Here is a 12,207-nt window from a genome sequence, read left to right as displayed (position 1 = left end):
ACTGCGCCCGGCCCCGCCCTGAGGCAAACTGACGCCATGACATCTACTCTTTATCACCCGGCCTGCTGCTCGCCCCTGAGCGATCACTGGCCGCTGCCGCTCGCCTTGCCCGGCGTGCAGTTGATCAGCACCCGCTTCGACCCTGCTCTGCTCGACCCCGAGGACTTCACGCGTTGCGGCGTGCCGGGCATGAGCGCCGTAAGCAAGCGCCAGACCGAATTTCTCGCCGGCCGTCTCTGTGCCCGCGAAGCCTTGCGCAGGGTGACCGGCGCACCCTGCATCCCGGCCGTGAACGAGGACCGCTCGCCCTGCTGGCCTGCCGGGGTGGTCGGCTCCATCACCCATGGCGCCGGTTGGGCTGCAACCGTTGTGGCGCGTCGCGAGCAGTGGCGCGGTATCGGGTTGGATGTAGAGAAGCAAATTCCCCTTGCGCGGGCCGACCGTCTGGTCGCTGAAATCCTCACGCCGCGCGAACTGGGAGATTACGCCGCACTCAACGAGGCTCAGCGAGGGCTGCGCGTCACCCTGACCTTTTCCATCAAGGAAAGCCTGTTCAAAGCGCTCTACCCGCTGGTGAACAAGCGCTTCTATTTTCAGGACGCCGAGCTGATCCATCACGACAGCAGCGGCTACGCCCGCCTGCGCCTGCTCACTGATCTATCGGAAGAATGGAAAACCGGCGCCGAGCTGGATGGCCAGTTCGTCCAGTTCGAGGATTACCTGCTGAGCCTGGTCGGCATTACCGCCTGATTGCGTTTGAGGGATGAATGGTTGTGTGCATAGGGTTGATGGGTTTTACCCACCCACATGCAGGACAATCGCGGCGTTGGCGGTTCGAGAGTTCGTTTACGTAGCGATGGGTGCAACCCATCGCTGCAAACACTGGAGTCGGTCACTGAGCTGGGAGGCGCGAACCCGTCTGCCTTCGCGGCCAGATGAGAGTGAAACGTGCGCCGCCCAATTCGCTGTGTCCGATCTGCGAACGGCCGCCGTGCCAGTAGGTAATCCGCCGGACGATGGACAGCCCCAAACCATGCCCGCCGGAAGCTCGGGTGCGGCTGTCATCCAGGCGCAGGAAAGGTGCAAACACCTTCTCCCACGCTTCCTCGGGCACGCCCGGGCCGTCATCGTCGACCATCAATTGTGCCCGTTCGGCATCGACGACGAAGCCGACCTGAACCCGCGTTTCGGCATGGCGCATGGCGTTGCTGATCAGGTTGCTCAAGGCGCGGCGCAGGTAGTGCGGTTCGGCATCGACCACACTGCCGGTATCGTTCGCAACACAGGCCCCACGTTCGACCCTTACATTTGGACGCAGCGGAGCGAGCTCGCCGATGACCTGATCGACCAGCGCGCTCAGATCCACCTGCTTAAACGTCAGCTCCGGCGAGCCGCGCTCGAGGCGCGTATAGACCAGCATTTCATCCACCAGACGATCCAGATCGTCGATGTCACCGTCCATGTCTCCCAGATAGCGGTTCCGCGCTTCCGGTGTCTGCGCCGAACCGGCCATTTCCAGGCCGAAACGCAACCGGGCGACCGGCGTTCTCAGCTCATGGGCCACCGCGCTGACCATCTCCCGCTGCACTGCCAGCAAGCGCTGCAGATGACTGGCCATGCCATTGAACGCCTTGGCTAGACGGCCCACCGAATCGGTGCCGGCATCCGGCACGCGGGCATCCAACTGGCCGGTGGCAATGCGTGTGGCAGCGCGCTCGACGCCTCGCAGGCGCCGCTCCAGCTGGCGCACCAGCAGATACACCGTCAGCCCGATTAGCGACAGGCCCAGCACACCGATGAATATCAGCAGCTCAGGCGGATAAGGATTGAGTTGACGCAGCGGCCCCAGCGACATGATCCAGGGCGTTCCGGCAATTGCAGCGAACACCCGGATGGCCTCGCCGCCGTTGACCAGCGCCATCACCGTGTCACCTTCATCCAGCCGGCGCCGCTGATCATCATCGAGACTGGCGCTGTCGCGGGTCAGCAACTCCAGCGGATAGCCGAAACCGCGCGCCGCCTTGAGCTCGGCCAGGCGCTGGGGCTGTTCGGCCTCGGGATAACGGATCAGCTCGTCAATCAGCAGATAGATAGTCGCGCGAGCCAGCTGTTCACTGAGCTGTTCGACCTCGCCCGTCAGCGCCAGACGGTCATCGGCGCTGACCAGGGAGTAGATCGTCACGCTGCCAGGGCGGATCTGCTCCACCAGCACCTGGCCGCGCAGCAGTCGGGCCTCCAGGCCGCTCTCGAGCCTGATGTCTTCCAGGGTGCGCACGCGTAAGGGGATACCTAGCAACCGCCCCCAGAGGTTCGCCGCCTGGCGCCGTTCGATGGGCGTCATGCTGCTCATGTTGTGTGCCATCAGGCGAAAGGTGCCGGCTGCCAGCGCCTCTCGGTGATGATCCGCCCGCACTTGGTTGAGCAGATGCAGACCACCGGCGCCCAACAGCCCCACCAGCACCAACACGGCGAGCATGCCGCCGTAGATGCGCAGGAAGATCGAATTCACTGCAGCGCTTCAGCCGCTTCGGATACGAATAGATAGCCTTTGCCGCGCACCGTCTTGATCAATCTGGGATGCTCGGGATCGTCGCCGATCTTCGGACGAATACGGGAAATCCGCACGTCGATGGAGCGGTCCTGGCCGTCGTATTCGATCCCGCGCAACTCGGTGAAGATATGTTCACGGGACATGATGCGTCCGGGATTGGATGTCAGCAGCCAGAGCAGGTCGAACTCGGCACCGGTCAATTCGATGCCTTCGCCTCGCAACCAGGCCTCGCGCAGCGCGTTGTCCACCACCAGAGGGCCGTACTTCAGCCGTTTGCTGCCGGTCGCCGCGGCTGCCTCCACGCCTTCGCGTCGGCGAAGTAATGCACGAATACGCGCCAGCAACAGCCGTGGCCGCACCGGCTTGCAGACGTAGTCATCAGCGCCGATTTCCAGGCCAAGTACCTGATCGAGATCGTCGGCGCGGGCGGTCAGCATCAGGATCGGGCCGTCATAGCGGTCACGCACCTTGCGGCAGATCGACAAGCCGTCCTCGCCCGGCAGCATCAGATCGAGCACCACCAGATCGGGCCGCTCATCGATGATGCGTTCGGCCGCCTGGGCGCCGTCCGCCTCGATCGACACCTGCAAACCGTTGCTTTCGAGATATTCACGGGTCAGCTCGGCCAACCGCTGGTCATCTTCGACAATCAGGATGTTCCAAGACTCTTGATCCACCAACGCGCCCTCCTCAGACACCGGCCGGCATTGTAGCGTCAGGGCACTTGCAGATGGCAGCGGCAGACGTGCTCCGCTTGCCTGCCGATCCGGGCGTAGCCACCCCCATGAAAATGCCTTCGTTTGACCCAGCTCCGATCAGCGATGAACGCTACACGCGTGGCAGCGGCTACTTCGTAGCGGCCTTCACATCTCTGCGCCCAACGGAGCCCCAGGCAAAAGGCCAGTATTCACGCCCGATCCGTCAAATCACCCGTCTCGCAAGCCGCATAATGCTATAAACCGCCTTTGACAAAACACCACATATAGTGTTTTGCATTCAGCAGAGCCAGGCATCTGAAAACACGCTTGAGCACGCATTTCATCTGAACATCGTGCAGCCCCGAAACGGCGCGGGCTGCGCCCTGATCGCGCACAGCTCACCCACATCTTATCCACAGGTTGTTCATTTCGAGCGCCTTGCGCTGTGTCTGAACCGCCACTATCGTGTCGCTCCAGGCGCCTTTTACCCCATATGTTGGGTGTCGAAAGCCAAACAGGCACAAGCGCCGAAAAAAGCAAGCAAATAAATTCGCTCTGATTTTTACCCGGCTCGCGCCCGCGCCTGGCGCGATAGATCGCCGCCGCAGATCGCGATACTGCCGCGTCTAACGTTGATTTTGCTCAAGCCCAGCAGTAGCGCATGCGAGGAACGCATCACACTACATGTTGTGTTTTGAGGTTGTGATCTTCACAACGCCTGACTATGCTTCGGCACAATCGATTCGCCACCCCCGGTGCCGGATCGTTTCCAGTTTTGAGTCACCCATGGGCCGGTTCGCCGGGGCATGGTTCATGCAGTACGAGATAGCAACACCCGATCAAGGCCGCCCCACGAGGCAGGCCTGACACTTAACGTGCTACCGAGACAGAGAGAATCCGGAGACCCCATGCAGAACGAGTCCACTCGCGAGAACCCCCACGCCGACAACAGCACGCTGGACCTGGCCGCCACTGCGCCGGGCCAGCTGCGCGTGATCAAGCGCAACGGTACAGTCGTCCCCTACACCGATGACAAGATCACCGTCGCCATCACCAAGGCGTTTCTCGCAGTGGAAGGCAACAATGCCTCCGCCTCGTCGCGCATCCATGACACCGTTGCCCGCCTGACCGAACAGGTCACCGCCACCTTCAAGCGCCGCATGCCCTCCGGCGGCACCATCCATATCGAAGAAATCCAGGACCAGGTCGAACTGGCCCTGATGCGTTCCGGCGAGCAGAAAGTCGCCCGCGACTACGTGATCTATCGCGAATCCCGTAGCCAGGAGCGCAAGCGGGGCGCCGTGGAAACCCCGGTCGACGCCCACCCGAGCATTCGCATCAAGCGTGCCGACGGCAGCATGGCGCCGCTGGACCTGGGCCGCCTGAACACCATCATCACCGAAGCCTGCGAAGGCCTCGAAGAAGTCGATGGTGCGCTGATCCAGAAAGAAACCCTGAAGAACCTTTACGACGGTGTCGAGCAGACCGACGTCAACACCGCCCTGGTGATGACCGCCCGCACCCTGGTCGAGCGTGAGCCGAACTACTCCTACGTCACCGCCCGCCTCTTGATGGACACCCTGCGCGCCGAAGCCCTGAGCTTCCTGGAAGTCGCCGAGTCCGCCACTCATCACGAAATGGCCGACCTCTACGCCAAAGCCCTGCCGGCTTACGTGGAAAAAGGCGTGCAGTTCGAGCTGCTCGACCCGCGCCTGAAGGAATACGACCTGGCCAAGCTGGGCGCTGCGATCAACCACGAGCAGGACCAGCAGTTCACCTACCTCGGCCTGCAGACCCTTTACGACCGTTACTTCATCCACAAGGACGGCGTGCGCTTCGAGCTGCCGCAGATCTTCTTCATGCGCGTCGCCATGGGCCTGGCCATCGAGGAAGAACAGCGCGAAGCCCGCGCCATCGAGTTCTACAACCTGCTGTCGTCGTTCGACTACATGGCCTCCACACCGACCCTGTTCAACGCCGGCACCCTGCGTCCGCAGCTGTCCTCCTGCTACCTGACCACCGTGCCGGACGACCTCGGCGGCATCTACGACGCCATCCGCGATAACGCCCTGCTCTCCAAGTTCGCCGGCGGCCTGGGCAACGACTGGACCCCGGTGCGCGCACTGGGCGCCTACATCAAGGGCACCAACGGCAAATCCCAGGGCGTCGTTCCCTTCCTGAAAGTGGTCAACGACACCGCCGTTGCGGTCAACCAGGGCGGCAAGCGCAAGGGCGCGGTCTGCGCCTACCTGGAAACCTGGCACCTGGACATCGAGGAATTCCTCGAGCTGCGCAAGAACACCGGTGACGACCGTCGCCGTACCCACGACATGAACACCGCCAACTGGATTCCGGACCTGTTCATGAAGCGCGTCTTTGACGACGGCAAGTGGACCCTGTTCTCGCCAAGCGAAGTACCGGACCTGCACGACCTCACCGGCAAGGCCTTCGAGGAGCGCTACGAGTACTACGAAGCCCTGATCGAATACGGCAAGATCAAGAACTACAAGACCCTGCAGGCCAAAGACCTGTGGCGCAAGATGCTCTCCATGCTGTTCGAAACCGGCCACCCATGGCTGACCTTCAAGGACCCGTGCAACCTGCGCAGCCCGCAGCAGCACGTCGGCGTGGTGCACAGCTCCAACCTCTGCACCGAGATCACGCTGAACACCAACAAGGACGAGATTGCCGTCTGCAACCTGGGCTCGATCAACCTGCCGCGTCACATCGTCGACGGCAAGCTCGACACCGCCAAGCTGGAGCGCACCGTGCGCACCGCCGTGCGGATGCTCGATAACGTCATCGACATCAACTACTACTCGGTGCCGCAGGCGCGCAACTCCAACTTCAAGCACCGTCCGGTGGGCCTGGGCATCATGGGCTTCCAGGACGCGCTGTACCTGCAGCACATTCCGTACGGTTCCGATGCCGCCATCGACTTCGCCGACAAGTCCATGGAAGCGGTCAGCTACTTCGCCATCCAGGCCTCCTGTGACCTGGCCGACGAGCGCGGCGCTTACGAAACCTTCCAGGGTTCGTTGTGGAGCCAGGGCATCCTGCCGCTGGATTCGCAGCAAATCCTCATCGAAGCGCGTGGCCAGAAGTACATCGACGTCGACCTGACCGAGTCCCTGGACTGGGCTCCAGTTCGCGCCCGCGTCAAGAACGGCATCCGTAACTCGAACATCATGGCCATCGCGCCGACCGCGACCATCGCCAACATCACCGGCGTGTCGCAGTCCATCGAGCCGACTTACCAGAACCTGTACGTGAAATCGAACCTGTCGGGCGAGTTCACCGTGATCAACCCCTACCTGGTTCGCGACCTCAAGGCGCGCGGCCTGTGGGACGCGGTCATGATCAACGACCTCAAGTACTACGACGGTTCCGTGCAGCAGATCGAGCGCATCCCGCAGGAGTTGAAAGACCTCTACGCGACCGCCTTCGAAGTGGAAACCAAGTGGATCGTCGACGCAGCCAGCCGCCGCCAGAAGTGGATCGACCAGGCCCAGTCGCTGAACCTCTACATCGCCGGCGCCAGCGGCAAGAAGCTGGACGTGACCTACCGCATGGCCTGGTACCGTGGCCTGAAAACCACCTACTACCTCCGTGCCCTGGCCGCAACCAGCACCGAGAAGTCCACCGTCAACACTGGCAAGCTCAACGCCGTGTCCAGCGGTGGCAACGCCAGCGCCAGCGCCAGCGCTGCGCCGACTAAAGCTGCGCCAGCACCAGAAATGGCCGCCGGCCCAGCACCGGTCCCAAAGGCCTGCGCCATTGATGAACCGGATTGCGAAGCCTGCCAATAAGGAGCCTGGCTGACGCACGAATCTGAGCGGACCGCGCGTTGTTGTCCGCCAAGCCGGCCCCCATCACGTACAGCTGTACGCTCAGGGCTCCGACTTGGCAGACGCCTAGCGCGGCCTCGCTCAGCTTCGCGCTCACACCGAGTGGCTGCGTTCGCTTTGATCTTCGTAGGAGCGAGCTTGCTCGCGAAGCGCTATCCGCCAACTCATCACCCGAGTTAGCGCATAGCCCGACGCCACCTCAAATCCAATCCCCTCGCCCCTCCGGGGAGAGGGCTAGGGTGAGGGGCAAACCCACCAGACAACACAAAGGCCGGGCCCAACCCCCGACCTGTTACAGAACACCGGGACGCAGGGCACCACCACCCTCCCCCAACCACAACACCCGCTTTTGCGCACACACAAAAGCCCAAAACATTCCGACCGGCCAAGCCGGTCCCCAATCGGGAGAAACCGCCATGCTGAGCTGGGACGAATTCGACGAAGAAGACACCACCACCACCGCGCAGGCCGCCCCCCAAGCCGCTGCCGCCAAGACTGAATCTCCCGCCAAACTCGACCAGGACGCAGCAGGCTCCGTCGAAGAAGCCCGCGCCGTTGCCTCTGACGACTCCGCAGCCGTCGCCCGCGCCAAGAAAGCCCTGGACGACCTCGACACTCAGGAAGGCCTGGACGAACTCGAAGGCGAATCCGCCCGCGTTCACGTCGGCGACAAACAGATGATCAACGCCCGCGCCGACCTCAACCAGCTCGTACCCTTCAAGTACGACTGGGCCTGGCAGAAGTATCTGGATGGTTGCGCCAACCACTGGATGCCGCAGGAAGTGAACATGAACGCCGACATCGCCCTGTGGAAGACGCCGGACGGCCTCTCCGAGGACGAGCGCCGCATCGTCAAGCGCAACCTCGGCTTCTTCTCCACCGCCGACAGCCTGGTCGCCAACAACCTCGTGCTGGCCGTGTACCGCCTGATCACCAACCCCGAGTGCCGCCAGTACATCCTGCGCCAGGCCTTCGAAGAGGCGATCCACACCCACGCCTACCAGTACTGCATCGAATCGCTGGGCATGGATGAAGGCGAGATCTTCAACATGTACCACGAGATCCCGAGCGTCGCGAAGAAGGCCTCATGGGGCCTCAAGTACACCCGCTCCATCTCCGACCCGACCTTCCAGACCGGCACCGTCGAAACGGACAAAGAATTCCTGCGCAACCTCATCGCCTACTACTGCGTACTGGAAGGCATCTTCTTCTACTGCGGCTTCACCCAGATCCTCTCCATGGGCCGCCGCAACAAGATGACCGGCACCGCCGAGCAGTTCCAATACATCCTGCGCGACGAATCCATGCACCTGAACTTCGGCATCGACGTGATCAACCAGATCAAGATCGAAAACCCGCACCTGTGGGACGCCGCCATGAAGGACGAAGCGACCCAGATGATCCTCCAGGGTACGCAGCTGGAAATCGAATACGCCCGCGACACCATGCCCCGTGGCGTACTCGGCATGAACGCCTCGATGATGGAGGACTACCTCAAGTTCATCGCCAACCGTCGTCTGACGCAGATTGGCCTGAAGGAAGAGTACCCAGGCACCACCAACCCGTTCCCGTGGATGAGCGAGATCATGGACTTGAAGAAGGAGAAAAACTTCTTTGAGACGCGGGTTATTGAGTATCAGACTGGTGGGGCGTTGAGCTGGGATTGATTTTTTAGTTTAGATAGTTAGGACAGATTAGAAGCGCTTTACCTGAGTACGGAAGTCCGGGGTAGCGAGAGAAACTAAAAGCCCCGCCTAGTGCGGGGCTTTTTTTGCTCATAAAATTGCACGAACAACCAGAATCAGCCCACCGCGCTACCTCACCGACTTGCCAATGGAACCAGCATGCAGAACATCACAGAGAGCATCATTTTGGGAGTTGTTGCTGGACTACTAACCGCAGCCGTACTTCTAATAACAAAAAGCATAATTATAACCGTCCTCCTACCGCTATACCGCCAATTTATGTATAGAGGAATCCACATAAATGGCACATGGCACCACGTCAACTCCAGCCAAAAGCTACTACTTGAGCTGAAGCAAAACTGCGAGAAGCTCAGCGGGAAAGCAACCTTCCAATGGGTCGACTCCGAAAATCACTTTCACATTGAATCAATTAGAACATTTGATGTTAGCGGATGCCTTGAATCCAGATTTATCACTCTTACCTTCAGACACACTGACAGATCTCGTCTCGGAATAATTACATGCCTACTTCAGGTAGATGGGGACGGAACCATCTTAAGCGGGCAACGCTGCTGGTATGCGCCACTAACAACAAAAATAAACTCAGGCGGCATTCGACTTTACCGCGACGAGCGGCGCGCACTTGATGCAGCGCGCAGACCCGCAGAGCAATACCAGACAGATGAAACGAATGAATCATACGAATCATATGACACAGACAAACTAAACGACATAAATACAGAAATAGAAGAAGCTGAATTCTATGAAGAAGCTGATACAACCAATACCAGCAAGCAAATAAGCTCAGAAAGACAGGAAGACAGGGCTCTCGAAGATCTTTAATAAAAGAAACAAAACAGGGGACAGTTTATTTTCTGTCCTTTGCTGGGTCGCCACCTCATTTTCGTCAGCCTTGGCGACAGGTTTGTAGAGGTCAACCCATTCCGGACAATGGGTTAAGTTTGTTCTGTGGCCACCGCAGGTGGCAACCCGTCGTTAAATTGATGCGGCCTGATCCAGCGAGGTAGCCTGGAAGTGACGCGTGGAAAGGCTTCGCCGTTTTCCACCCTACCTCCGGCAACGTCGATGCGTTGGCGGTGTGGGCGGTTAAGGTGGCGTAGGGTGGATAAAGCTTTGATTATACCGATACAGACCCTCCCGCCGACACAAAGATCAAGGATGAGCTGCCATGTCCCGCTACCGCTGCGCCCAAATGCCGGGCGCCACGTATTTCTTTACCGTCAATCTGCTCAACCGGCGCAGCGACCTGCTGGTCCGCCATGTCGACCTGCTCCGCGAGACGGTGCGAGCCACACGCTCGCGCCATCCCTTCCACATCGACGTCTGGATCGTTCTGCCCAACCACATGCATTGCGTCTGGACGCCATCGATGGCAAAGCTGGTTTAACGCCGACCTGGAAGTTATTCTTAACACACACCTAAAAAGAATGGATCGACTTAAATGAATAAAAAAATGGCAATACTGGCTACCATTCTTGCTCTTTCAGGCTGCGGACAGCACAAGCTAGCTCCGGTTATTGTTTATAACGCGCCAGACCAAAAAACCGACACAACCATAAGCATTGGCGACATCGCTTACATACATTATGAATGCCCATGCAAAGAAATCTATATAGCTAGACGCGACATCCCAATCGCTGGGCGAGCTGCAGTTCCAGTTAATTCAATATGGGAAGCACAGTACAACAATATCGAAACTGGTGAGCAGTATCTAACGAACTCGGAGTACCACCCACAGCTAGCGCTCGTAACTAAGAACCACAAACTCAACACTCAGAAAACGATGGTGCAGTTTGCTGGCATGAAAACGCACCGCACGTGGCCTCTCATAAAAAAGGAAGACACATCGAATTTATCATACGAGGGCCGTATCGCCGTCTATCCGTCCTGGAAGTTGCAGTATCTTGGTACAGATAAGGCTGACAGCGACGTGCTACGTTTTTCCGTAGCCACCATGAGCCAATCCGAAACCATAGGCCAGATTGAATACACGCATAATCTAGCCCAAGGGGAAGTATTTATTCTAAAGGGGACTAAATTCGAAGTTCTGAAAAACCACCCTGACGGCCGTTTGCACCTAAAAATCAATTAACTTCCAAGGCTAGCGAGGTAGCCTGAAAGAAACGCGTGGAAAAGGCTTCGCCGTTTTCCACCCTACCTTCGGCAACGTCGATGCGTCGGCGGTGTGGGCGGGTGAGATGGCGTCGGGTGGATAACGCTTTGTTTATCCACCAATACGAACTTGCCGCAAACACAATGCTCAAGGATGAGTCGCATGTATCGATACCGCCGCGCCCAGATGCCGGGCGCCACCTATTTCTTCACGGTCAATTTGCGTAACCGTCGAAGCGATCTTCTTGTCCGTCACATTGACCTTCTCCGCGAGACGGTTCGCGCCACCAAGGACCGCCATCCCTTCCGTATCGATGCATGGGTCGTCCTGCCAGATCACATGCATTGCATCTGGACGCTACCTGATGGCGACGCTGATTTCGCTTTGCGTTGGAAGGTCATTAAGTTCGCGTTTGCTAGGAGGCTTCCCAAAACGGAGGTGCTCACAGTAACGCAACGATCCCGTAATGAACGAGGGATCTGGCAGCGACGTTATTGGGCACACCTGATTCGTGACGAGCGCGATTACCGCCATCACGTCGATTATGTCCACCTAAATCCGCTGAAACATGGATGGGGTTACCCGTGTCGCCGATTGGCCCTACTCGAGCTTCCATCGCGCCGTCAGGGTTGGGATATATCCCAACGACTGGAGGAGGGAAAGAGCTGCCTGCTCCGATGCCTCAAGCACAAGCCCACACTCTGTGATCCAAGGTAAGAACTAACGCTCCGCGCGCTCCCGTAGCGTGGCCGCCTTCGAATCGGCTTCAGGGATGACGTGATGCAACAGCGATGAATCGACCAGCCAGCGTCAGATGAAGACGTGTTTGACCGCTTTCTTGAATCATCCAGCGCATTTCTCAATCAGCATATATCGATCATTCTCAAGGCCGGGCCACCACTGCTCGGCTTCGCGATATTTGTCTTCTATTTCTACCGCCGTCTTTTCGCAAGTTCGGGATGTTGTACAAGTCACGCTCCAGCCTCCGGCTAACGACATCAGCTCGACGTTGCTTTGCCTGCTCTAGATGACAATTATCCAGCCCGGAGACTTTGCTAGACCACCCGGAATCGGAGGCGCTGGGCATCATCCTGTGTGCCTGGCAAATTGCTCAGGCGAACAAGTGCCCGCCTGATCGTAGGTTTCGAATTTGACCTGACTGGTGGCGCCGGCTTTAATTTTTATCACAAGAAAGCTAAGGATGGTCTGAAGTAGTCAGGTATTTCTGGCTGACTCCAGCCCTTGCCGATTTCAAAACGGTGATTCGGCTAAAAAACGATCAAATCATCCC

At 58.9% G+C, this 12,207-nt stretch carries 7 protein-coding genes and 2 pseudogenes; 7 read left to right on the top strand and 2 right to left on the bottom strand.

Annotated features, from left to right (window positions below; genetic code table 11):
* Positions 1-36: 36 nt before the first annotated feature.
* On the top strand, positions 37-750 hold the full coding sequence (locus BUE09_RS13555; protein WP_073301462.1) for a 4'-phosphopantetheinyl transferase family protein: 714 nt from the start codon (positions 37-39) through the stop codon (positions 748-750).
* 142 nt (positions 751-892) lie between these two features.
* Here BUE09_RS13555 and BUE09_RS13550 read toward each other — a convergent pair whose 3' ends face one another.
* Complete coding sequence (locus BUE09_RS13550; protein WP_073301461.1) at positions 893-2,509, bottom strand: ATP-binding protein; 1,617 nt, start codon at positions 2,507-2,509, stop codon at positions 893-895.
* On the bottom strand, positions 2,506-3,228 hold the full coding sequence (locus tag BUE09_RS13545; protein WP_073302002.1) for a response regulator: 723 nt from the start codon (positions 3,226-3,228) through the stop codon (positions 2,506-2,508). The genes BUE09_RS13550 and BUE09_RS13545 overlap by 4 nt, the downstream gene beginning before the upstream one ends.
* A gap of 929 nt (positions 3,229-4,157) precedes the next feature.
* Between BUE09_RS13545 and BUE09_RS13540 the strand changes: the two genes are divergently transcribed.
* From BUE09_RS13540 to BUE09_RS13515, 6 genes and pseudogenes are all read left to right on the top strand, one after another.
* Complete coding sequence (locus tag BUE09_RS13540) at positions 4,158-7,058, top strand: ribonucleoside-diphosphate reductase subunit alpha (RefSeq protein ID WP_073301460.1); 2,901 nt, start codon at positions 4,158-4,160, stop codon at positions 7,056-7,058.
* Positions 7,059-7,513: 455 nt separating this feature from the next.
* A complete protein-coding gene (locus BUE09_RS13535) occupies positions 7,514-8,764 on the top strand; it encodes a ribonucleotide-diphosphate reductase subunit beta (protein WP_073301459.1) in 1,251 nt (416 codons plus the stop codon).
* A 177-nt stretch (positions 8,765-8,941) separates the two neighbouring features.
* On the top strand, positions 8,942-9,625 hold the full coding sequence (locus tag BUE09_RS13530; protein WP_073301458.1) for a hypothetical protein: 684 nt from the start codon (positions 8,942-8,944) through the stop codon (positions 9,623-9,625).
* 346 nt (positions 9,626-9,971) lie between these two features.
* Positions 9,972-10,166: pseudogene (locus BUE09_RS13525) on the top strand (transposase); the annotation flags it as partial.
* Between the two features lie 78 nt (positions 10,167-10,244).
* A complete protein-coding gene (locus BUE09_RS13520; protein WP_073301457.1) occupies positions 10,245-10,895 on the top strand; it encodes a hypothetical protein in 651 nt (216 codons plus the stop codon).
* Positions 10,896-11,078: 183 nt separating this feature from the next.
* Positions 11,079-11,640: pseudogene (locus BUE09_RS13515) on the top strand (REP-associated tyrosine transposase).
* Positions 11,641-12,207: the final 567 nt, after the last annotated feature.

Origin of the sequence: Stutzerimonas xanthomarina DSM 18231, assembly GCF_900129835.1 — a bacterium.
Lineage (GTDB): Bacteria > Pseudomonadota > Gammaproteobacteria > Pseudomonadales > Pseudomonadaceae > Stutzerimonas > Stutzerimonas xanthomarina.
This window is presented reverse-complemented; position numbering and strand designations above follow the sequence as displayed.

Bases quoted from the DNA above. Each gene is read 5' to 3' on its own strand.
- BUE09_RS13555 (WP_073301462.1), top strand. From the start codon at position 37: ATGACATCTACTCTTTATCACCCGGCCTGCTGCTCGCCCCTGAGCGAT.
- BUE09_RS13540 (WP_073301460.1), top strand. From the start codon at position 4,158: ATGCAGAACGAGTCCACTCGCGAGAACCCCCACGCCGACAACAGCACG.
- BUE09_RS13535 (WP_073301459.1), top strand. From the start codon at position 7,514: ATGCTGAGCTGGGACGAATTCGACGAAGAAGACACCACCACCACCGCG.
- BUE09_RS13530 (WP_073301458.1), top strand. From the start codon at position 8,942: ATGCAGAACATCACAGAGAGCATCATTTTGGGAGTTGTTGCTGGACTA.
- BUE09_RS13520 (WP_073301457.1), top strand. From the start codon at position 10,245: ATGAATAAAAAAATGGCAATACTGGCTACCATTCTTGCTCTTTCAGGC.